Below are 22,615 nucleotides of genomic sequence, written 5' to 3'. Positions count from 1 at the left end.
AAGCGGCTGATCGATCAGAATTCGCTGAGAACAGGAAGAGTTCGGGCAGCTTTTGATCCCGATTGATCGAAAGCTGCTCCAGGACGCTTTGGGAGTATCCGCCATGGCGGTTCGGCGCCTCGATCCGGTTCTGGTTGACCGCATCGCCGCTGGCGAGGTGGTGGAGCGCCCGGCCGCCGCCGTAAAGGAACTGGTGGAAAACGCGCTCGACGCCGGCGCGACCGCCATCGAGGTGGTGGTGGAGGCTGGCGGCCGGCGGCTGATCCGCGTCACCGACGATGGCGGCGGCATGGGACCAGAGGATCTGGCCCTGGCGGTGGAGCGCCACGCGACCTCCAAGATCCCTGACGGCGACCTGTTCGCCATCGCCACTTTGGGCTTTCGCGGCGAGGCGCTGCCATCAATTGGCGCCGTGTCGCGGCTCAGCATCGTCACCCGCACGCAGGATGCGGACAGCGCCTGCCAGATCGTGGTGGAGGCCGGGATCAAGGGGCTGGTGCGGCCTGCTTCCGGCGTGCGCGGAACCCGGGTGGAGATCGCCGATCTGTTCATGGCGACGCCAGCCCGGCTGAAATTTCTCAAGACCGACCGGGCGGAAGCCCAGGCCGTGGCCGATGTGGTGAAACGCCTCGCCATGGCGCATCCCGAGGTGGCTTTCACCCTCGCCGGCGACCATCTTACCCCGATCACGCTGCCGCGCGAAACCGGCGACAATGCCCTGCTGGCCCGCCTGACCCGACTGTTGGGCAGCGATTTCGCCCCCAACGCCATTGCCGTCGCGGCGGCGCGCGAGGGCGTGGAGCTGAGCGGTTTCGCTGGCCTGCCGACATGGCATCGCGGCAGCCCGAGCCATATCCATGTCATGGTCAATGGCCGGCCGGTGCGCGACAAGCTGGTGCAGGGCGCGGTGCGGGCCGCTTACATGGACGTGCTGCCGGCCGGGCGTCACCCGGCGCTGGCCCTGTTGATCGCCTGTGATCCGCGTCACGTCGACGTCAATGTGCATCCGGCCAAGACGGAGGTGCGCTTTCGCGACCCGGGCCTGGTGCGCGGCCTGATGATCGGCGCCCTGAAGGAGGCCATCCATCGCGCTGGCCATCGCTCGTCCACCACGGGCGGCTCGCGCACGCTGGAGGCGTTGCAGGCCGGGCGGCAGATGGGTGGCGGCGCCTGGTCGGCCGCCGACCGCGCTTCCGTTCATATCGGCTCCGCCCGCGTCACGTCCGCCAGCGTCACTTCCGGCCCGCAGCCGGCCGCCGCCAGGGCGGCCAGCGCGTGGGACCAGCGCTGGCGCGAGGCGCCGCGCCATGCGCCGCCGCCGGCGAACTGGCAGGCGCCTGTCGAAGATGCGGGCCCCGATGATGTCGCGTACGAAGCGCCCGGCGGGACCTGGGCGGGCGCAGGCGCCGGCGGTTTCGCCGAGGGCGCCCAGGGCGTGTTCAGCGACCTGGTCGCGCCTTCCGCCGACGCGCGGGCCACCGCGCCAGGGGACGACGACGCGGGGCTGGCCGCCGATCAGGATCTGGCGCGGCAGGAGCAGCCCCTGGGCGCTGCCCGCGCCCAGGTGCACGGCACATATGTCATCGCCCAGACCAGCGACGGCGTGGTCATCGTCGACCAGCACGCGGCGCATGAGCGGCTGGTGTATGAGCGGCTGAAGGCCCAGCGCGCCGTGCACGGCGTTGCCCGGCAACTGCTGCTGGTTCCAGAGGTGGTCGAACTCGATCCGGTGGACGCCGACCGGGTGCTGGCGGCGGCGGAACAGCTGGAGGCGCTGGGGCTGGTGGTGGAAGGCTTCGGCGCCGGCGCGCTTTGTGTGCGCGAAACGCCGGCGCTACTGGGCAAATGCGACCTGCGCCGGCTGGTGCGCGACGTGGCCGATGCGCTTGCCGAATGGGACCATGTGGGGGCGCTGGAAGAAAAACTGGACCACGTGCTGGCGACGATGGCCTGTCATGGCTCAATCCGCGCCGGCCGCCGGCTGCGGCCGGAGGAAATGAACGCTTTGCTGCGCGAAATGGAAGCGACGCCGCTGTCCGGCCAGTGCAACCACGGCCGCCCCACCTGGGTGGAGCTGAAGCTGACCGATATCGAGAAGCTGTTCGGGCGGCGGTGAACCCGCCGCATGCTTGTGACCGCTACGCCGTTGCGGCTCTTGCATTTGCGCGCGCCATGGCGGCGCGCGTGGCGGCCATGTGCCTCTCGGTCATGGTCGGATCTGTTCCGGCCATCCACGAAGCGATGCGAGCCGTGAGCGCGTGATCCTTGAGGCTGGGCCTCCCTGAGGCTGGGCCCCGGCGGCCAGGCCTCGGGCCGGCGCGCGCTAAATCCCGCCGAAATACACAGTGGTCTCGCCATAGCTGCGGCGCTCATATTCGGTGAAGCCGGTTGGCCAGGCGAAATTGGCGTCGCTGGCCTCCTCGACCACGACCAGAGCGTTACTGGTCAGCCAGCCGCCCGCAAGGGCGCTGGCGAGCGCCTGTTCAGCCAGCCCCTTGCCATAGGGCGGATCGCAAAACACCAGCGAAAATGGCGGCATGCCGCTGATTGCGCCCAGCTTCGTCGCGTCGCGGCGGAACAGGCGGCTGGTTCCGCCAAGGCCAAGCGCATCGACATTGGCGCGGATCAGACCGCGCGCCTCGGCGGAATCGTCAACGAACAGGGCGAAGGCGGCGCCGCGCGACAGCGCCTCGATGGCGAGAGCGCCGGTGCCGGCGAACAGGTCCAGCACGCGGGCGTCGCGCAGCGGGTCGTCATAGGCGTGGCTGAGCACGTTGAACACCGCCTCGCGCAGCCGGTCGGAGGTCGGGCGCACCGCCTGGGTTTTGGGCGCGGCCAGCGCGCGGCCCCGATATTTGCCGGCCACAATCCTCAAGTGCGTCGTCCTTTATGCGAGTATGGGCGTCTGGAACATGATGCGAACGGGTGGATGCGGCTTTTCGCGAAACGCGCCAGCGGGGGCCGGTTGATCCGGCGCTGAAGACGTCGATGCCCGCAACTGGTGCGGGCATGACGCTTTTCTGGGGCGCGGCGCATCATCCGGGCTGGACAATGGCTGCTTGCCGGCAAGGCGCTCTGGCAGCTCAGCGGCCAGGGCCGCGTCCACCGCCAGATCTGCCGCCGCCCGGCCTGCCGCCGCCGGGCTTTCCGCCAAACGGTTTTCCGCCGGGTTTGCCGAAAGGCCTGCCGCCGGCTGGCTTTCCGCCAAACGACTTGCCCCCAAACGACTTGCCAGCAAAGGCTTTTCCACCCGATGGCCTGTCGCCAAAGCTTTTCCTGTCGCCGAAGCCCTGCCTGTCGCCAAAGCCCCTGTCGCGGCCGTCATGACGGTCACGCGCGTCGCGCGGCGGCCGGTCGCCGAAGCCGCCATCGCGGGCTCCGAAGCCGCCAGGGCGCCCTCTGCCGCCAGGCCTCCCTGCGCCAGCAGGTCTGTCTTCGCTACCAGGTCTGTCTTCGCGGCCAGGCCTCCCTGCGCCGCCAAACGGCCTGTCGCCGCCACGGAAGGGCCGTTCGCCGCCAGCGGGGCGCCGGTCGTCAAACGAACGTTCGCCAACGTCGCCGCGAACCCGGGCGCTGCGCCGCGGTTCTTCCGCCGGCTTCTCGCGCACCACCTTTTCCACCAGCACGCGGCGGCCGCCGGGGCTGGCCACGGCGCCAGCGCGCACATGGGCGCGCTGGCCGCTTTCGGCGCGGGCCGCCAGCGGGTCATCGCCGCGGCGCGGCTTGCGGCTGCCAGCGCCGGCGCGCGCCGCCTCGGTTTCGGCGTCGCGCCAGGTGCTGCGCTTCAGGCCCGCGCGCGAACCGACCGCTTTCTGCGGCGCCGGATCATCGGGGGAGGGGCGCCAGGGGTCCGGCGTGCCGCGCGGCGCCACGTTCCGGGGCGCTTCGGCCCAGGCTTCGCGCTCGCTCCTGTTCTCGTGCTCGGCCGCGCGCATCGCAGCCCTGCGGCCGCCAGGCTCGAACCAGCCGTCATCATGCTCGAACGGCGCGTTGTCCTTCCACGGCTTGCCCTTGATGGCCTCGCGGAATTCTTCCTCAACGCCTTCGTCAAACGAAGCGTCAACCGCCTCTTCCTCCGGCAGGCGATGCGGAATGCGCGGCGGCAGCAGCGACTCCGGGCGGCCTTCGCCAGGGTCGCGCTCGTGCGCCGGCGATTCAAAGTCGACCCCGGCGCGGCGGGCCAGATCGTCGCCAAGCTGGCTCTTCAGCACGGCGAGGCGCACCTCGTCGGCGGCGCCCTCCGGAATGTCGCCAAGCTGGAACGGGCCGAAGGAGATGCGGATCAGGCGGTTCACCCTGAGGCCAAGGTGCTCGAGAATCCGCTTGACCTCACGGTTCTTGCCTTCACGCAGGCCGAGCATCAGCCACACATTGTGGCCCTGCTGGCGCTGGATGCTGGCCTGCACCGGGCCGTAGTGAATGCCGTCGATGGTGACCCCATTCTCCAGCGCCAGCAGCGCGTCGGGCGTGATCTGGCCATAGGCGCGGACGCGGTAGCGGCGCAGCCAGCCGGTTTCGGGGTGCGACAGCACCCGCGCCAGGCCGCCGTCATTGGTGAGCAGCAGCAGGCCTTCGGTGTTGATGTCGAGGCGGCCGACGGAGATCACATGCGGCAGGTCGCCAGGCAGGTGCTGGAACACCGTCGGGCGGCCTTCGGGGTCGAACTGGGTGGTCACCAGGCCGGCGGGCTTGTTGTAGAGCCACAGCCGGGTGCGCTCGCGCGCCGGCATCGGCTTGCCGTCGATCAGAATGTGATCGGCAGGGCCGACATTGATCGCCGGCGAATGGATGACCTGACCGTTTACGCTGACGCGGCCGGCGGTGATGATGATCTCGGCGTCGCGGCGCGAGGCCACGCCGGAACGGGCCATCACCTTGGCCAGACGCTCGCGGCCATCGGGACGCTCGACGCGCTCGGTCTGCGGGCGCGGGCGGTTGCGGTCAGGGCGATCACGCTCCTGGCGCCCGGCCGGGCGTTCGCTGAAGCGTTCGCTGTAGCTGCCGCGGCCGCCCTCCGGGCGCGGGCGGCCGGCAAAGGCCGGCCTGGCGTCGCCGTAATGGCCGGCGTCGCGCCGGGGCGGGCCGCCATCACGCGCGCCAAAGCCGCGCTTCTCGAAGCTCTTCTTTTCGCCGCCATGCCGGCCAAAATCGCGCTCGCCGCCGAAGCGACGCTCGCCATCGCGCCCTTCCGGACGTCCGGCGAATCCGCGCGGACGCTCCTGCCCGCCGCGTTCTTGCCAGTTGCGATCTTGCGGGCCGCGCCCCTGGTGCGGGCGCTCCTGCCGGGGACGGTCCTCCCGGGGACGGTCTTGCCGGGGACGATCCTGGCCGAAGCGCGGGTTGTCCGAACGCTCGCCGCGAAATGGCCGGGGGCCGCTATCCGGGCGGCCTGGGCCGCCCTCAGGCCGGCGCCCGTCAAAGCCGCGCTTCTCGCCAAATGGCCGCTTCTCGCCGAAACCGCGTTTCTCGCCGAAGGGGCGCTTTTCGCCGAAGGGACGTTTGTCGCCGAAACTGCGGTCGCCGCGGGCGCCAAAGCCGCCGCCAGCGGGTTTGCCACCCGCGAATTTGCCGCCAGCGGGCCTGTCGCCGCGCGTGTCGCGGCCGCCGGCGCCGAAGCCGCCAGTTCTGGATCCGCGCGCGCCGCCGCCGTCACGGTTGCCGCCATTGCCGCCGTGATTGCCATTGCCGCCGCGACCCTGGCGGGGCGGGCGCCTGTTATCCGTTTTGTCCGTCATTGCGGCGTGATAGCAGAGGGCGGGCCGCTTAGCGAGGATATCAATGCAGGATGATCGCATGGAAAATGCGCGCGCGACGCAGGGCGCCGGCTCGATGATGGATGCGGCGCTGGCCGAGGCGCGCGCCGCGGGGGAGCGCGGCGAGACGCCGATTGGCGCTGTCGTGGTGCGCGACGGCGTCGTGATCGCCAGCGCCGGCAACCGCCCGCGCGAGCTGAAAGACCCCACCGCCCACGCGGAAATCCTTGCAATCCGCGCCGCCGCGGCGGTTCTGGGCAACGAACGGCTGATTGGCTGTGATCTTTATGTGACTCTGGAGCCATGCCCGATGTGCGCGGCGGCAATCTCTTTCGCCCGCATCCGCCGGCTGTATTACGGGGCCGCCGACGCCAAGGGCGGGGCGGTTGACAGCGGCGTGCGCCTTTACGCCTCACCCACCTGCCATCACGCGCCGGAGGTTTACGGCGGCATCAGCGAGACGGCGTCCGCGACGCTGTTGCGGGACTTCTTCGCCGCAAAGCGCTGAAACAGGGAGCGAATCAGTTCTGGCAAAGCGCCGATATGGACGCAGGACAGGCCAGGCAGCCGGCGATGCGGGCATGCGCGATCAGAGTTTGCTCGCCAGCACCTTGTCAACGCGCCGTCCGTCCATATCGATCACCTCGAAGCGCCAGCCGAGGGCCTCAACCACTTCGCCAGTCTGCGGCAGGCGGCGCATGGCGTCGATCACCAGGCCGGCGACGGTGTCATAGTCACGCTCTTCCGGCAGGTCGAGGCCGAGCAGGTCGCCCAGTTCGTCCACATACATGGAGCCGGAGAGCAGCCAGGAGCCGTCCTGCCGCTGCACCGCGTCCTCATCGTCCGGCTCGTCGGAAATGAAAGCGCCGACAATGGCTTCCAGCGCGTCGGCGGGGGTGACCACGCCCTCGAAATGGCCGTACTCGTCATAGACCAGCGCCATGGGCACGGCCGACTTCTGCAGCGCCTCGAGCACATCGAGGGCGCTGAGGGTGTCTGGCGCCACCGGGGCCGCCCGCACATGGCTGCGGATGTCGAGGGGCGCGCCGGCGCGCAGGCCGCGCAGCAGGTCGCGCGCCACCACCACGCCGATGACATTGTCTGGGTCGCCCTCGATCACCGGAAAGCGCGAGTGTGGGCTCTCGGCGATCTGGGCGTAGATGGCGGCGTCATCGTCGTCGACATTGATCAGATGCACCTCCATGCGCGGCGTCATCAGGCCGCGCACCGAGCGGTCGCCAAGGCGCAGGACGCCGCCGATCATGCGGTGCTCCGCCGGCTCGATCACGCCCGCAGTGCGGGCTTCGGCGACGATGGTGCGGATTTCGTCGTCGGTGATGGAGCTCCCGCCATCGTCACGGGCGCCCAGAAGCCACATCAGGCCGCGCGTGGTGACGTTGAGAAACCACACCAGCGGCGCCGCAAACTTCGACAGCGCCGCCATGGGGGGAGCCATGACGCAGGCAATCGGCTCCGGATGGCGCAGGGCGAATTGCTTGGGAACCAGCTCGCCGATAACCACCGACATGAAAGTGATCAGGGCGACGACGCCGCCATAGCCCAAAGCGTCGGACATCTGGCGGCTGAAGCCGAAGCCGGAAAGGATCTCTGAGAAACGGCCGCCCAGAGCGGCGCCGGAAACGGCGCCGGCGAGGATGCCGATCAGCGTAATGCCGATCTGGACCGTGGGCAGGAAACGGCCAGGCTCCTCCGACAGCGCCAGCGCCGCCGCCGCGCCGCGCTGGCCGCGCTCAGCCATGACCCGCAGGCGCGAGGCGCGGGAGGAGACGATTGCGAGTTCGGAAAGCGCGAAAAGGCCGTTGAGAACGATAAGCAGAAAGGCGATTAAAAGTTCAAGCACCGGATACAGGCAAGCTTGCTCAGCCGCCTCTCCCTCAGAAGGCAAGGGAGGATGGGGTTTTCGCTCCGGCAAATCAATAGGCGCAAGACCATGGGCGACGACCACGGGCGATGGCCAGGGTTGAGGCGCAGGGGTGAGGGCGGGGCGCCTCGCCCGCGACGGGGCGGGATGACTGGCCGGGATGACTGGGCGGGGTGACCGGGCGGAATCGCCGGGCGTGAGGCGCCGCCGTCGCGCGCTGGCGGCATATGACGCGTTTGGCGCCGCGTGGCCCCTTTGTCATAGTTCCGTAACCGGCGGGTTTGATATGGTAAAAGCCCGGCGAACCTGCTCTATGGTGCGCCAGCCAGCCCCATTCACACGTCTCCTCCGGGTTGGGCATTTTTACAGAAGGCTGCGCAGGTTCCCGCCAGATGAGCACGCAACCGTCCCTGGGTCGTCGATGGTTCCCAAATGCCTGGGATATCGTCGCTTTCGCCCTGCTGGTCGCGATCATGGTCAGCATCGCCATGGGCGCTCGCGACGCCGCCGCGCCGCTTGAGGCGCTGCGCTCGCCGCCGGTCACCACGGATCCGGCGCATCTGCCTTATTATGCGTTGCGCACCACCTTGCGCATGCTCGCCGCCATGGCGGCTTCACTGGCCTTCACCATGGCTTTCGGCGCCCTGTGCATGCGCAGCCGCAAGCTGGCGATGGTGCTGGAGCCGGCGGTCGACATTCTGCAATCCGTGCCGGTGCTGGGCTTTCTCACCTTCACCATCACGTTCTTCCTCGGGCTGTTCCCCGGCCAGATCATCGGCGCGGAAATCGCCGCCGTGTTCGCCATTTTCACCAGCCAGGCCTGGAACATGGCGCTGAGCTTCCTGCAGTCGGCGCGCAACACGCCGCGCGACCTGGAGGAGGCGGCGGCCAGCCTGCAACTGTCCGCCTGGCAGAAGTTCTGGCGTCTCACCGTGCCCTTCGCCATGCCGGGGCTGGTGTGGAACATGATGATGTCCATGTCCGGCGGCTGGTTTTTCATCGTCGCCTCGGAGGCGCTGACCGTCGGCGACCAGCAGATCATCCTGCCCGGCGTCGGCTCCTATCTGGCCAAGGCCGTGGGCGAGGGCAACCTGCACGCGGTCGGCTATGCCACGGCGACCATGATCGTGGTCATCCTGATCTATGACCAGGTTCTGTTCCGGCCGCTGACCGCCTGGGCCGACAAGTTTCGCATGACCGGCGATGGCGGCGACGCCGAGGCCGAGGCGCCCGACGCCTGGCTGCTGGATTTCTTCCGCCGCACCCGGGTGCTGCGGGCGATCGTGGCGCCGGTGGGGGCCCTGCTGCGCCAGCTCGGACAATTGCGGCTGGACGGCGGGCCAGGCCGGCGGCGACGCATCATGCCGCAACTGCCGCCTGGAATTGCGCGGGCGCTGGACCTGCTGTGGATGGCGCTTGTGGTCGTCGGGGCGCTGTGGGCGGCGTGGCTGATCATCTCCTTCATCCGCGCCACGCTTGCGCCGGCTGATTTTGTCGAGGCGATCCGGCTCGGCTGCTTCACCTTTTTGCGGGTGATGGCCGTGGTGATCTTCGCCAGCCTTTTCTGGACGCCCATCGGCGTGTGGATCGGCATGCGGCCGGGGGTGGCGGTGCGCGCGCAGCCCATTGTCCAGTTCGCCGCCGCGTTCCCCGCCAACCTGCTGTTTCCCGTGGTGGTGGCCGGCGTCGTCGCTTTTCACGGCAACCCCAATATCTGGCTGACCGTGCTGATGGCCCTCGGCGCCCAGTGGTACATCCTGTTCAATGTGATCGCCGGCGCCAGCGCCATTCCGGGCGATCTGCGCGAGGCTGGCCGCAGTCTCAGCCTGAAGGGGGCGCTGCGCTGGCGCACGCTGATCCTGCCAGGGATTTTGCCGTATTATGTCACCGGCGCGCTCACCGCCGCCGGCGGCGCCTGGAACGCCAGCATCGTGGCGGAGATTGCCCAATGGGGCGGCGTGAAGCTGGTGGCGGCCGGCCTTGGCTCCTATATCGCCCAGGCCTCGGAGGCGGGCGACCTGCCGCGCGTGGTGCTTGGCGTCACGGTGATGTCGCTGTTCGTGCTGGCGCTGAACCGGGTGCTGTGGTTGCCTTTGCGCGGTTGGATCGAGCGCCGGTTCCGGCTGTGAAACCTGTTTGACGCATTGTGCCGGCGCCAGTTCTCTTTGCCGGAAAATGTCGCAAGAGCCTTGAGATGGATGCGCCCGGCTGTGGCGCGCAAGCGGAGTGCAAGCGGATGTCGCGCGATACAGCCTGGCCGCAGCAGGAGCGCACGGGCCGGCCAACCCTGCTGGAAGTCCGCCACGTCAAGCGTGATTTCGCCAAGGCGAGCGGCGAGGCCCTCGCCGTGCTCGATGGCGTGAATTTCGAGGTGCGCCAGGGCGAGATCATCGGTCTGCTTGGCCGCTCGGGGTCCGGCAAGTCGACGCTGCTGCGCATCGCCGCCGGACTGCTGCCGCCGACCTCGGGCGAGGTGCTGTTTCATGGCCAGCCCGTCGACGGTCCGCCGCGCGGCGTCTCCATGGTGTTCCAGAGCTTTGCCCTGTTTCCCTGGCTGACGGTGCAGGAGAATGTGGAGCTGGGGCTGGAGGCGCTGGGCGTCGACACGCCGGAGAGGCGCCGGCGCGCCCTGCAGGCCATCGACCTGATCGGCCTCGACGGCTTCGAGAACGCTTATCCGCGCGAGCTGTCCGGCGGCATGCGCCAGCGCGTCGGCTTTGCCCGCGCTTTGGTGATGCACCCGGATCTGCTGTTGATGGATGAGCCGTTCTCGGCCCTCGACGTGCTGACCGCCGAGACCCTGCGCACCGACCTGATCGATTTGTGGATGGAGGACCGCCTGCCCGTGGGGGCGGTGCTGATCGTCACGCACAATATCGAGGAGGCGGTGCTGTTGTGCGACCGCATCCTGATCTTTTCCTCCAATCCGGGCCGGGTGGCGGCGCAGGTGCGCATCACCCTGCCGCATCCGCGCAACCGCCAGGACCCGCGCTTTCGCAAGGTGGTGGACGACGTCTACGCCCGCATGACCCGGCGCGCGCCGGTCCAGCTGGAGGGCGAGGGCGAGGGCGGCGCCTCGCCGCTGGCGCTGCAGCCGGTGTCCACCAACATCATGGCCGGCATGCTGGAGGCGGTGGCCGGCGAGCCATGGAACGGCCGCGCCGACCTGCCGGACCTTGCCCGCGATCACCAACTGGAGGCCGACGAGATGGTGCAGCTTGGCGAAGCGCTGCAGCTGCTCGGCTTCGCCGACATGAAGGACGGCGACCTGCACCTCACCGATGCTGGTCTGGCCTTCGCCGGCATGGAGACCGACGCGCGCAAGGATCTGTTCGCGCAGCAACTGATCGAGCGCGTGCCGCTGGTGCGGATGATCCGCCAGGAGCTTGAGCAGCGCGCGGACCATCGCGTTCCCGCCGCCAAATTCCGCGCCGAGCTGGAGGACGCCATGTCCGAAAACTACGCTGACCAGACGCTGAACACCGCAGTGTCGTGGGGTCGCTACGCCGAACTGTTTTCGTATGACGAGCAAGCAGAGTTTTTCAGTCTAGATGATCCGGAGTGAGTTATTATCCAGGTTGTATTGATGTTTAATTTTGACATATTGTTTTGAATATTTAATGGTTACGCAATCGCGCTTCCGGGCGCGGGGGTGGCGCGGGCGTCCTGATCTGGCATGCCAGTAGGGGGCGCTGGCGGTTGCATTGCCGAAAAACGCGTTGATCCTGGCAATGCCCGCGCACGACAGGTTGCGGATGCCCCAGTGGGTTCGCAATCTGACGCGATGCCAAAACCCGGTGAGGTTCAGGCGCATTGGGCTTTGGCGACGTCCAGGCGGTGCAATGCAGGGTCTGCAGGGACATGCGGGCCGCCGATTGGAAACTTGCAGGTCTGAAGCTTGCAGGGCCGAAATTTGCCGGTCGCGCACGCGCCAGCATGTTCGGGGTCTGCGTGAGTTCGTCAATTTGTGCTGAGCGGCAGTTGATCGGGGCGGGGAACACTGCTGTTCTGTTCGCATCAACCAGAGGTCAGACTGATGGCGTATCATATTTCCCGCACAAGTAATCCGGCATCGCGGACAGGCGCAGACGCGCACGCGGCTGTTGCGCCGGCCGGGACGTGGCGCGCTTCGGCGCGGCGCGCGCTGGCGTTGGGCGGTCTGGCGGCATTCGGCGCCAGCCTGTTGATGGCGGCCCCGGCCAGCGCCCTCACCATGCAGGAGTGTAGCGCGAAGTATAAGGCGGCCCAGGCTGCTGGAACGCTCGGCGCCACGAAATGGAACGACTTCCGCAAGGCCCAGTGTGGCGACGGCGCCCCTGCCGCTCCGGCGGCGGTCCAGGGCGCCGCGCCGGCCGCGAGCCCCGCTGCAAATTCCGCTGCAAGCCCCGCCACAGGCCAGACGGCCCCGGTGCGCCCGGGACAGCAGGCCCAGCCGGCTCAGCCGGCGGCTGCCGGATCGCCGGTGTTCCCGCGTGCGATCGCCCCCAAGTATTCGGCTGAAAAGCCGGCGAAGCAGCGGATGCATACCTGTCTGGACCAGTACAACGCCAACAAGACCAGCAATGGCAATGGCGGGCTGAAGTGGATCCAGAAGGGCGGCGGCTACTATAGCGAGTGCAACAAGCGCCTGAAGAGCTGAGGCTGGCCAGGGCTTTTGGGCCAGGGCGTTCCCTGGAAAAGCGTTCTCTGGCCTGCGCATGATTGTGCTGGGCAGAAGTTGGCGCAGGGGTTGGCGGCGGCGCCGCCGGGGCTCCAGGGGCCAGGGTCGCCGGCTGTCAGCCTTGTCATTGTCGGCCGCGCGGTTTTTACCGCGCGGCTTTTTTCGTCGCTGAAGCCGCTTCCGGTGGACATGGACCGGCAGCTGTTGGTTGCCCGGTTTCGGGTGAAACCGGATTGGCCGGTCGGTCCCGCCTGGCCGGAGCGTTTTGGAGCCTGCATTCAGGCGAATTCTGTCCGCTCAGACGCTGCCGCCGGATCGCACAGCGCTCTAATAGCCGACCGTGAAACGTCGGCGCGAATGGCTGGGCCGTTCGAGTTCATCGATCATGGCGACGGCGTAATCCTCCATGGAGATGGCGGATTTGCCGCTGGCGTCACGCAGCAGCGCGTCATCGCCCAGCCGGAAACGCCCGGTGCGCTCGCCAGGAAAGAGCAGGGCTGAGGGGGACAGAAAGCTCCAGTCCAGGTTTGGCGTCTGGCGCAGAAGGTCAAGGAAGGCGCCGCCGGCTTTGGCTTCCTTGACCCATTCGGCGGGAAATTCGGGCGAATCGTACAGGCGCCTGCCTGGCGCCACATCAAGGCTGCCGGCCCCGCCAACCACAAGATAGCGGCCGACGCCGGCGCGGCGCACGGCGGCGATCAGGATGGCGGGATCGCTTGCGGTGAACCACACGGCGCTGATCGCGGCGTCGTGGCCGGCGATCGCCCGCGCCAGCCCCGTCTCATCGAACACATCAGCCTGACGGGGCGTGACCCCAGGCCCGGGCGGGATTTTTTCCGGATGGCGGGCGATGGCGGTAACTGTATGGCCGCGCCGCAGAAGTTCGGCGAGAATGCGCGATCCCACCGCGCCGCTGGCTCCAATCAAGGGAACCTTCAAGTCAGCCTCCTGTCGGTTTGCTGCGGATGCGGCGCCGGAGCGCGCGGCCAGATCAGGCCGCCAGGCAACGGATCAGGGCTCCGGAGCCTGGTGACGGCGCCAAAACGTGCAGTCAGGACATGGGAGGCGCCGGCGCGGAAACAACCCCAGGATGGCAACAGCCCCAGGATGACAACAGCCCAGGGCCAAAACAAACTGAAGGTGAAAACAGATCGAAGGCGAGAACGCGCCAGGCGCCAAAGCAGCCCAGGGAGCCTGCAAGCCAGGGAGAAAACAACCGAGGGGAAAGCAACCTTGAGGCGAAGCCGCCTGAAGGCGGACAGTTGGCGTGGCGGGTTGCTCCTCCGGAGCCAGCAGGCTGGCGTCCGGGCGCTGACGCCCGCAAGGCTCAGGAGGCTTTGCCGCCCAATCCGCCAGCCCAATTCCGGTTGGTCCAATCCGCTTGGTCCTGGAGGGCTGGAGCGGTAAACCCGTTGCGACAGGTTCAATCAGACTGGCGCGTCGGCCCTTGCGGGCGCGGGCGCCGGTCGGACCGAACTGGCGGGGCGATGGCGGGCGGGTGCGAATGTCATCCGGGGAAAGGTCATCAACTGGCGCTGAATTTTGCAGCGACCTTTTGAATTGACGCATTTTCTTCAGCGCGAAATGCTATTCACGGTGTCAGAAAATGTATCAGAACAGGCAGGAAACGAGTGAAAACGATGGTTGAGGGTGATCAGGCGATGGCCTGGAATCGGGTGCTACCTTACGACGCAATCGGCAATTTCCGTGATTTCGGCGGCTATTCCACGGGCGCTGGCGGCCGTGTCGTGACGGGGCGGCTGTTTCGCGCCGCGCACCAGAATCTGGCGACCGACGCGGATGTGGAGCGCATGGCGGGGCTCAATCTGGCCCTCGTTGTTGACCTGCGGCGGCCGACGGAGCGCCTGAACCAGCCGTCCCGCCGTCCGGTCAACTGGTCTGGCTCCGTCATCGACAATGACATTGGCGACGAAGCGGAAACGCCCCACCTGGCCTTCCTGCGCAAGTCCGACGTGACCCCGGCCTCGATCGAGGCCTATCTGCAGGGCTACTACAGCAAGGCGCTGCATGAGGCTCGCCACCAGGATCTGTTCAGCCGGGCGCTGCGGGCGTTGCCGGAGCTGGATGGCGGCGTGCTGGTGCACTGCACGGCGGGCAAGGACCGGACCGGCCTGCTGGTCGCGCTGATTCACGCGATTCTCGGCGTGCATCGCGACGACATTGTCGCTGACTATCTGCTGACCAACGAACTGACGATGACCGACGCCCGCCGCGCACAGGTGCAGCAGAACCTTTCTGAAGCGCTTGGCCGCCAGGTTCCCGAGGAAGCTGTGCAGGCGTTCCTTGGCGTTGCCGGCCACCATCTCGATATCGCCCTGACCTCGGTCAACGAGGAATATGGCTCCGTTGAGGGCTACCTGCGCCATCTCGGCTTCGGCGACGCCGAACGCGACGCGGTGATCGCCCGTTATACGGCCTGACCCACGCTCTGAAGCGCAAGGGGACAGGGAAGGCGGACAGGGCCAGAACCTGGTGAGCCAGGCTCGCCGGTTTCTGGCGTCCGCCTGACTGAATTTTGTTCTGGCTTCAGCCCACGTCCTGATGCAAGGACAGGTTGCATCCTTGCATGCGCCATCCCATCTGCCTCTGCCGACTGCAGACTGTTGCCGCGGATTCCTCCTCATGCCGTTCCTGACCCGGAAAACCCTGTTCACCGTCGCCACTGGCGTGTTCGTCGCCGGCATCGCCGCCATGGTCTTCATGCAGGACGCGGCGGATATCTTCTGGGTGGACAACAGCCTCGTTTCCGACACGCCGACCCGCGATCTGCACGCCTCGGAGCAGGCGGCGCTGGCCAAATCCCTGTCGCCCGGGCTCAATGATCCGGAGAGCGTGCAGTGGCGCTGGCTGCCGCTGAACATGCAGACTTTCGAGAAAGGGCAGGGGCGTTATTGCGGCTATCTGAACGCCAAGGACGGAGCCGGCAATTATTTGGGCTTCCAGCCATTCCTGGCGGCGGTGCGCACCGCCCGCAAGGAAATCCGCTCCGGCGAACTTGCCCTGGTGGCGACCGACGCGGAGGCCATGCAGGTGGTGAAGCGCATGTGCGCCCAGTCCGGCTACAATCTTCCCTGAAACGCCGCGACGCCATGGCGTCCTGCGTGAGCGGGGCGTCTGGTCTTTCGTTGCGGAATGCGTGCTGCACAACGCGCGCCGTAAGTGGCCTCGCCCGTTTTCGGTCATATGCGCCTGGCGCGGGCAGCGCCTGGCCCACCAGAAGCGCCCGCCGCCCTTGCCGTTTGATACGCTTCCGGCTTGTCCAGAAAATGCCCGGGCAGGCTCCGCCAGCCGGATCGGCGGCGAACCCGGTTCGGATCGCTCCGTCTTCCGGGCCTGACGCATCTGGCCACGCGCTCCACGTTTTGCCCGTGAAACGCGCCTCCAGGGACATGCGGCGGCTTTACCCCCGAAAAGTCAGTTCGTCCGGATCACGTCCTGCAACAGCGACAGCAGATGCTGCGCCACCGGCTTGCTGACGTTGCGGCGGTACTTGGAATGGACGAGCTGGCCATTGTGGTAGACGTCGCATTCCACATACAGCCGCGCGCCGTCCCAGCGGACAATGTTGTCGCTCTCGATGGTTTCGATCACGCCAAGGTTCTCGAGAAAACGGCCTTCCTGCGGCTTGTCGTGCATATGGTGTCTCCTGAACCGCGTCCTGCGTTCCGGCCGGATGACCGCCGGACGTTCATTGTAGAGCCAATTCCGTCGCGGCTGGAATGCCCATACGGCAGGAAGTTACGCACGTTCTACAAAAGTTGCAGACGGGGGCCGGCAACCCCCGTTCAGAATACGCATTCAGTAAACGTCGGCAGCACCGATTCGCGCCATTCCCCATGGTAGCGCGCCAGCAGTCGCGCGGCGTTGCTGCTGCCCTCCGCCACGATGCCGTGCAGCGGCGCCAGCCAGATGCGCTCGTCGGCGCCGGCGGAATTGGCCCGCGCCCGGCGGGCGAGGCCCTGCTCCGACAGGGCGAGCGCGTCGGCGGCCAGCTCCCGCATGCTGCGCCCGCCAATACGCGCCTCGAAGCCGAGGGCGGGAACGTCGTCGCGCAATTGCTGGCGCTGCTCCGCCGTCCAGCCTTTGACCAGCTCCCAGGCGGCGTCGAGGGCGACGCTGTCATAGAGCAGCCCGGTCCAGAACGCGGACAGGGCGACGATCATGTCGCGGTCGCCCACGTCGGCGCCGCGCATTTCCAGGAAGCGCTTCAGCCGCACTTCGGGAAAGATGGTGGAGAGATGGTTGGCCCAATCGGCCAGCGAGGCGGTTTCGCCCGGCAGCGCCGGCAGCCTGCCGTCAAGGAAGTCGCGGAACGAGGCGCCGGCGACGTCGATATAGGTCTCGCCGCGCTTGACGAAATACATCGGCACATCGAGGGCATAGTCGACATAACGCTGGAAGCCCATGCCGTCTTCGAAGGCGAAAGCCAGCATGCCGGTGCGATCGGCGTCGGTGTCGCTCCAGATATGTGAGCGCATCGACAGCAGGCCGTTGGGCTTGCCTTCCGTGAACGGCGAATTGGCGAACAGCGCGGTGGCCACCGGCTGCAGGGCCAGCGAAACCCGCAGCTTGCGCACCATGTCGGCTTCGCTGCCGAAATCCAGGTTCACCTGAACCGTGGAGGTGCGGAACATCATGTCGAGGCCGAGCGAGCCGACCTTGGGCATGTAGCGCCGCATGATGTCGTAACGCTGCTTGGGCATCACCGGCGTTTCGGCGCGGGTCCACAGCGGGCTCATGCCCAGGGTCAGAAACCGGATGCCGAGCGGCTCGGCGACGGCTTTCGCGTCAGCCAGATGGGAATCCAGTTCGGCGGCGGTGTCGTGCAGGGTGACGAGCGGCGCGCCGGAGAGTTCAAACTGGCCGCCGGGCTCCAGCGAAATGGCGCCGCCGTCCTCGCCATACAGCCCGATCGGGTGGTCGCCCTCCATGATCGGCGCCCAGCCGGTGCGGGCGGCCAGGCCATCGAGCAGCGCGCGGATGCCGGCCGGATGGTCGTAGGGCACGGGGCTGTGGCCGGCGACGTGGAATGGAATCTTTTCGTGCTCGGTGCCCAGGCGCCAGTCATGGGCCGGCCGGCAGCCGCTTTCCAGCCAACTGACCAGCTCGTCACGGGAACCGATCGGCGTGGCATCGGAAACATCGCGCGCCATGTGTGTCTTTCCGGAAATCGCCAGGAGCATGTTGCGCCGGCCCGGAGCCGGATATTGGCTCCTTTCCCGCGAACCGCAAGACTCGTCGATGAGAGACGGATTTGCGGCTTGCGGCGGCGCGTTGCGGCGCATCCGTGTAAACGCAACCGGCTCCCGGGCCGATCGCCGCGGGGACTGGTCCCGGCGGCGGGGGAGGGCTGCGCAGGGGGCGCGCAACCAGCCTTCCGCCATGTTCATAAGGGCCATGGCGGTTGCCTGCAATCTCTGCCGCAGCCGGGTCGCCATGCGTGGCGCGCCAGCAGCCAGGACGGCCCGGGCGGCGCAGGCGTCATGTCGCGCCGTGAAAACGCGTCAAATCAAAATGATAGGTAACATCTGGCGTCGTTGCGCATGGATCCTCGCCACGCTCCTGCTTCTTTCGTCCTGAACGAATTCTGGCCAGAGCGGGCGCTGCTTGCCTGGCGCGCCCGCTTCCTCAACCCGTTTCCTTACCCCGCCGTCGCAACCCGCTCGCCCCAGTCGCCGAGCGTCGCCTGAACCACGGCCAGGGCGGCGATGGCGGCGGTGTCCGCCCGCAGGATGCGGGGCCCGAGCGAGATGCGCGCGACATTGGGCCGGCGGCCCACCAGCGCCCGCTCCGCGTCGGAAAAGCCGCCCTCGGGGCCAATCAGCAACGCCAGCGGCTGGCCGGCGGGCAGGGCCTGCAGCGCCGCCAGCGGATTGGCGCAAGGCGCGTCCTCATCACAGAAAACCAGCGTTCGCGCCGGCTCCAGCCGCTCCAGGGCGGCGGCGAGGCGCTCTTCGGCGGCGATGTCGGGAACCGCCAGCAGTTCGCACTGTTCCGCTGCCTCCACGGCGTTGGCGTGCATGCGATCGAGATTGACGCGGCGCGCCTCCGTGCGCTCGGTGATGACAGGCGCCAGGCGGCTGACGCCCATTTCGACAGCTTTCTGCACCATGTAGTCGAGGCGGGCGTGCTTCAGCGGGGCGAACAGATAGTGCAGGTCGGGGCCGAAGATCTGCGGGCGGGTGCGATCGTCAGGCGCCAGGGTGACGGCGCCGCGCGTCGCCGCGACGATGCGGGCGCTCCATTCGCCATCCATGCCATTGAACAGCAGCACCCGCGCGCCCACCCCGAGCCGCAGCACATGGGTGAGGTAGTGCGACTGCTGCTTCTCCAGGGTGACGGTTTCGACCGGCGCCTCGCCAGTCGCCAGCGACTGGCCGACGAACAGCCGCGGCGCGCGCCGGTCGCGCTGGCGCGGCGGAGGGGCGTCATGACCGGAAGCATCGTTCTGGCGCAAATCGGACATCCTTGTCATTGCTGGCGCACCGGCAACTCCGTCAGTCCGGATATGGCGCGCGGCGCTGGTGAACGGCGCCCGAAGTTTCCGCCGCTGACGTTCATGGCCAGTCGCGACGTGAAAAGGGCAATGGTGGACCGATAATAAACCATATTGATAAACACTTGTGGTTGGCGCTAGTTGTGTCGGAGTGATCGCAGCCATGGGATCATGGTCCAATGGGGGCCACAATTCACTGGCACCTTGCGGGTTTACATTTTTGGCCGGACGTGACGTGAGGTCGTTGTTGCGGCGGCGGCTGTGCGAATCTGTAGCGCGGCTGGCGGTCGGCTTGACGGCGTCGTGGACAGAAAACGGGGAATGTTAATGAGTTTGCCAGTTAGGCGTATGTCGCTCGCCATGTCGATCGCGACGGGAATCGTCAGCCTGGGCGTTCTGGCCTCCGCGCCGGCCCTGGCGCAGACGCCGCCGCCTGGCTGCGAAAAGATGCAGACGCTGCTGCTGCAGCGCAAATCACTTGTGGACGGCATCCAGAAGCTGAGCAAGGGCGGCAAGAAAATGGACGCCCGCGCCGCCTGCGGCGCCTTCGGTAAACTGGTTTCCAACGGCGCTGAAACCGTCAAGTGGATGGAATCCAACAAGGCGTGGTGCCAGATCCCCGACAATTTCCTCGTTGGTCTCAAATCGGACCATGAGAAGGCGATCGGCATCCGTGGCCAGGCCTGCAAGGTGGCGGCGCAGATCCAGCAGATGGAGAAGCGCGCCCGCGCCCAGGCGGCGCAGGGCGGCGCTGGCGGTGGCGGGGGCCCGTTGGGTGGCCCTGGTCTGACCGGACAGCGCAGCATCCCCGCCGGCGCGCTCTGAGCCGCTGGCGCCAGACGCGGCGCATTCTGTGCCTGGCGCCGGGTCTGATAATTCTGCAATTGCCGGCGGCGGCGCGATTTGATCGCGCCGCATTGCCTTGTCGGGGCGGTCTGTTGGGGCGGAGTTCGCGCCGCCGGCTGTCCTGCCGGCCCCCGGATCATGGTTCGCCGTAACGGGCCTCGCCAGAACGGTGAAACCATCTCCGTTCAATGGTAGAGGGCGGAATGCCAGATCTGGATCGCGTTTCAGGGGGCAAGCCATGAACGACGCCATCGACAGGCAGGCGGTCGACCCGTTGACGCTGCCAGACGCGGATCGCGGCAATTGGGTGGACCGGCGTGCGCCGGCGTCCGTGCGACCTTTCCTCAAGATGGCCCGCGTCGACCGGCCGATCGGCTGGTGGCTGTTGCTGTTGCCTTGCTGGTGGTCGGCGACCCTGGCGGCCATCGCCGCGGGCCATCCGTGGCCCAATCTGGCCCACATGGCGCTGTTCTTTATCGGCGCCGTGGCGATGCGCGGCGCTGGCTCAACCTGGAACGACATCACCGACCGCAACCTTGACGGCAAGGTGGCCCGCACTCGCATGCGGCCGCTGCCCTCTGGCCAGATCACGGTGCGTCAGGCGCTGGCCTCAATGGCGCTGCAATGCCTGATCGGTCTTGCGGTCCTGTTGTGCTTCAACGGCTTCACCATCTGGCTGGGGATCAGCTCCCTGGTGATCGTGGCTATTTATCCGTTCATGAAGCGCATCACCCATATGCCGCAGTTCGTGCTGGGGCTGGCGTTTTCCTGGGGCGCGCTGGTGGGGTGGGCGGCGGCGTTCGGCTCGCTGGCCTGGCCGCCCGTGGCCATGTACGCGGCGGCGGTGCTCTGGACCATCGGTTACGACACCATCTACGCCATTCAGGATCTGGAAGACGACGAGGTTGCCGGCATCAAATCCTCCGCCCAGTTGTTCGGCGCCCATGTGCGGGCGGCGGTCGGCGTGCTGTACGCGGCCGTCGTGGTTCTGCTGGCCCTTGCCCTGTGGGGCGCGGGCGTCGGTCTCGCTGGCTGGCTGGGCCTCGCCGGTTTTGCCGCTCATCTGGCCTGGCAGACCAGGGGCATTTCCAGGGATGATCCGGCAAGGTCGCTGACGCTGTTCCGCTCCAACCGCGACGCCGGGCTGATTCTGCTCGCCGGCCTGCTCGCGGATGCGTTGACCGCGCTGGTCTGACCGCAGCGGGGCGCAACAGGGCAGGGCGCGCGAAACGCCTTGTGAGCGGGCCAGCGCAGGCGTATGTATCTGGCGTTCCGCGTATTCTTCACGCGGGGCAGGCGGGAAATCACGCCAGATTGGCATTTTGCTCCGTCTTTTTTAATTCGACATGTTTTTGACGCGAGGCGGCGTCCGCTTCGCTGAAATGCTCCAGGGAGCCTGTCCGATCTCCGCGCGCATTCCCCCAGCCCGTACGCCCATCATTAGCACGGCCGGCAGCGGCGCCGACGCCGGAGCCCTGCGCGAGGTCATGCGCCAGGCGGCGATTGCCGGCGGCGACATCGCCATGGCCTCGTTCCGGCCCGGTCAGCAAACCAGCGCCCGCGTGCGTTACAAGGCGGGCAATTCGCCGGTGTCCGACGCCGACGAAGCCGTTGATGCATTTCTGAAGGAGACGCTGACGCGGGCATTCCCCTCGGCCGGGTGGCTCTCGGAGGAAACCCGCGATGACCGCGCCCGTCTCGATCATGACCTGTGCTGGGTTGTCGATCCGATCGACGGCACGCGGGCCTATTGCGCCGGCGACAGCAACTGGACCGTGGCGATCGCCCTGGTGGAGAAGGGCCGGCCTCTGGCGGGCGTGGTTTACGCGCCAGCCCTGGGCGAGCACTACAGCGCCGTGCGCGGCGCCGGGGCCGAAATGAACGGCGCGCCCATCGCCGCTTCGTTGCGCGAGCAGGCCGGGGGCGCCCGCACCGCCGGCCCGGGGCCGATGATCGACAAGCTCGAGCGTTACACCGGCGTGCTGACGCGGATGCCGCGTTTACCGTCCCTGGCGCTGCGGCTGGCGCGGGTGGCCAGCAACGACCTTGATATCGCCCTGGTGTCGGCGCATGCGCGCGATTGGGACATCGCGGCGGCCGATCTGCTCATAGAAGAGGCGGGAGGACTGCTGACGGGGCTGGACGGCTTCCGGCCAGTGTATAATTTGCGGGATCCGCAGCACGAGACTCTCGTTTCCACCGGCGCGCCGCTGCATGGCGAAGTGCTGGAAGGCGTGCAGGATCTCATGCGCAGCAATGGTTGGACCTGACCGGCGCCGCCTGGCGCAACTGTCATGGTGACCAGATAAACAGGTGAGGAAGCGCTGCAGGCCGGCCAGATTTTCCGGTGTCCCCGGTTTCTGCCCATGCCATCAGCGTGATGCGTTGGTGTCCAGGGCGGCGGCCGCCAGGCCGGAGACATGGGGCAGGGCGGCGTCGCAGCAATTGTAGCAGTCAGTTACAGAGGCTTTCATGGCAAACGGATCGTCGAAACAGCTTCTTCACCTTGTGTTTGGCGGAGAACTCACCGACCTGGAGCACATCGAGTTCCGGGATCTCAAGAAGCTGGATATTGTCGGCATGTACCCCGACTACGCCAGCGCCTACGCGGCTTGGAAGGGCAAGGCGCAGGGCAGCGTCGACAACGCCCTGATGCGTTATTTCATCGTCCACCTGCATCGCCTCATCGATCCCGAGGCCGCCGGCCAGTAATGCCAAAGCCGGCGAGCCCGACTCACTCAGGTTTTGGTGAACGGGATCTGGCCAGACCCAGGCGGCGCAAGGCGCGCCCTTGCGGGGCACGCGGCGCGCCGGCCTGAGCTTTGCGGATCGTGGGGATGCGTCAGCCTGTTCGCGATCTGGCCCCAGGCGGAAGCGCCGCGCACGGACGCGGCGTCACCCAAACGCCCGGCGCGAGGCGCAAGGCGATGGAGGGCGGTTTTCCCCGGAACCCGCAT

At 67.5% G+C, this 22,615-nt stretch carries 18 protein-coding genes; 11 read left to right on the top strand and 7 right to left on the bottom strand.

Annotated features, from left to right (window positions below):
- Positions 1–103 precede the first annotated feature (103 nt).
- Positions 104–2,116 (top strand): DNA mismatch repair endonuclease MutL, encoded by a 2,013-nt coding sequence (mutL, locus tag ACERNI_RS07390; RefSeq protein WP_448832624.1) that lies wholly within the window; start codon positions 104–106, stop codon positions 2,114–2,116.
- 207 nt (positions 2,117–2,323) lie between these two features.
- Here mutL and rsmD read toward each other — a convergent pair whose 3' ends face one another.
- Together rsmD and ACERNI_RS07380 are read right to left on the bottom strand one after the other, a co-directional pair.
- Positions 2,324–2,875, bottom strand: coding sequence for a 16S rRNA (guanine(966)-N(2))-methyltransferase RsmD (gene rsmD / locus ACERNI_RS07385; RefSeq protein WP_448832623.1), 552 nt, complete (start codon positions 2,873–2,875; stop codon positions 2,324–2,326).
- A gap of 208 nt (positions 2,876–3,083) precedes the next feature.
- Complete coding sequence (locus ACERNI_RS07380; RefSeq protein WP_448832622.1) at positions 3,084–5,735, bottom strand: pseudouridine synthase; 2,652 nt, start codon at positions 5,733–5,735, stop codon at positions 3,084–3,086.
- 58 nt (positions 5,736–5,793) lie between these two features.
- Between ACERNI_RS07380 and ACERNI_RS07375 the strand changes: the two genes are divergently transcribed.
- Positions 5,794–6,261, top strand: coding sequence for a nucleoside deaminase (locus ACERNI_RS07375; protein WP_448832621.1), 468 nt, complete (start codon positions 5,794–5,796; stop codon positions 6,259–6,261).
- 81 nt (positions 6,262–6,342) lie between these two features.
- On the opposite strand, the gene ACERNI_RS07370 is transcribed toward ACERNI_RS07375, so the two are convergent.
- Positions 6,343–7,614 (bottom strand): hemolysin family protein, encoded by a 1,272-nt coding sequence (locus tag ACERNI_RS07370; protein ID WP_448832620.1) that lies wholly within the window; start codon positions 7,612–7,614, stop codon positions 6,343–6,345.
- Positions 7,615–8,027: 413 nt separating this feature from the next.
- On the opposite strand from ACERNI_RS07370, the gene ACERNI_RS07365 reads away from it, so the two are divergent.
- The 3 genes from ACERNI_RS07365 (at position 8,028) to ACERNI_RS07355 (ending at position 12,274) form a co-directional block, all read left to right on the top strand.
- Positions 8,028–9,764: an ABC transporter permease gene (locus ACERNI_RS07365; protein WP_448832619.1), complete on the top strand. Its 1,737-nt coding sequence runs from the start codon at positions 8,028–8,030 to the stop codon at positions 9,762–9,764.
- 107 nt (positions 9,765–9,871) lie between these two features.
- Complete coding sequence (locus ACERNI_RS07360; RefSeq protein ID WP_448832618.1) at positions 9,872–11,200, top strand: ABC transporter ATP-binding protein; 1,329 nt, start codon at positions 9,872–9,874, stop codon at positions 11,198–11,200.
- Positions 11,201–11,821: 621 nt separating this feature from the next.
- Positions 11,822–12,274, top strand: a complete 453-nt coding sequence (locus tag ACERNI_RS07355) for a hypothetical protein (protein WP_448832840.1) — start codon at positions 11,822–11,824, stop codon at positions 12,272–12,274.
- 348 nt (positions 12,275–12,622) lie between these two features.
- Here ACERNI_RS07355 and ACERNI_RS07350 read toward each other — a convergent pair whose 3' ends face one another.
- Complete coding sequence (locus ACERNI_RS07350; RefSeq protein ID WP_448832617.1) at positions 12,623–13,234, bottom strand: NAD(P)-dependent oxidoreductase; 612 nt, start codon at positions 13,232–13,234, stop codon at positions 12,623–12,625.
- A gap of 701 nt (positions 13,235–13,935) precedes the next feature.
- Between ACERNI_RS07350 and ACERNI_RS07345 the strand changes: the two genes are divergently transcribed.
- Positions 13,936–14,736 carry a tyrosine-protein phosphatase gene (locus ACERNI_RS07345; RefSeq protein WP_448832839.1) on the top strand — a complete coding sequence of 267 codons (801 nt, stop codon included), beginning with the start codon at positions 13,936–13,938 and terminating at the stop codon, positions 14,734–14,736.
- 202 nt (positions 14,737–14,938) lie between these two features.
- On the top strand, positions 14,939–15,391 hold the full coding sequence (locus ACERNI_RS07340) for a hypothetical protein (protein ID WP_448832616.1): 453 nt from the start codon (positions 14,939–14,941) through the stop codon (positions 15,389–15,391).
- Positions 15,392–15,730: 339 nt separating this feature from the next.
- On the opposite strand, the gene ACERNI_RS07335 is transcribed toward ACERNI_RS07340, so the two are convergent.
- From ACERNI_RS07335 to ACERNI_RS07325, 3 genes are all read right to left on the bottom strand, one after another.
- Positions 15,731–15,952 carry a hypothetical protein gene (locus ACERNI_RS07335; RefSeq protein ID WP_448832615.1) on the bottom strand — a complete coding sequence of 74 codons (222 nt, stop codon included), beginning with the start codon at positions 15,950–15,952 and terminating at the stop codon, positions 15,731–15,733.
- Between the two features lie 149 nt (positions 15,953–16,101).
- Positions 16,102–17,469 carry a glutamate--cysteine ligase gene (locus ACERNI_RS07330; RefSeq protein ID WP_448832614.1) on the bottom strand — a complete coding sequence of 456 codons (1,368 nt, stop codon included), beginning with the start codon at positions 17,467–17,469 and terminating at the stop codon, positions 16,102–16,104.
- A gap of 488 nt (positions 17,470–17,957) precedes the next feature.
- Complete coding sequence (locus ACERNI_RS07325) at positions 17,958–18,782, bottom strand: 16S rRNA (uracil(1498)-N(3))-methyltransferase (protein ID WP_448832838.1); 825 nt, start codon at positions 18,780–18,782, stop codon at positions 17,958–17,960.
- A 357-nt stretch (positions 18,783–19,139) separates the two neighbouring features.
- Between ACERNI_RS07325 and ACERNI_RS07320 the strand changes: the two genes are divergently transcribed.
- From ACERNI_RS07320 to ACERNI_RS07305, 4 genes are all read left to right on the top strand, one after another.
- Positions 19,140–19,637, top strand: coding sequence for a hypothetical protein (locus tag ACERNI_RS07320; protein WP_448832613.1), 498 nt, complete (start codon positions 19,140–19,142; stop codon positions 19,635–19,637).
- 259 nt (positions 19,638–19,896) lie between these two features.
- Positions 19,897–20,853 carry a 4-hydroxybenzoate octaprenyltransferase gene (gene ubiA / locus ACERNI_RS07315; protein WP_448832612.1) on the top strand — a complete coding sequence of 319 codons (957 nt, stop codon included), beginning with the start codon at positions 19,897–19,899 and terminating at the stop codon, positions 20,851–20,853.
- A 151-nt stretch (positions 20,854–21,004) separates the two neighbouring features.
- Complete coding sequence (locus ACERNI_RS07310; RefSeq protein WP_448832611.1) at positions 21,005–21,928, top strand: inositol monophosphatase family protein; 924 nt, start codon at positions 21,005–21,007, stop codon at positions 21,926–21,928.
- 202 nt (positions 21,929–22,130) lie between these two features.
- Positions 22,131–22,370: a DUF4170 domain-containing protein gene (locus tag ACERNI_RS07305; RefSeq protein ID WP_448832610.1), complete on the top strand. Its 240-nt coding sequence runs from the start codon at positions 22,131–22,133 to the stop codon at positions 22,368–22,370.
- Positions 22,371–22,615: the final 245 nt, after the last annotated feature.

The sequence above is a fragment of the Camelimonas sp. ID_303_24 genome, from assembly GCF_053543495.1.
This window is presented reverse-complemented; position numbering and strand designations above follow the sequence as displayed.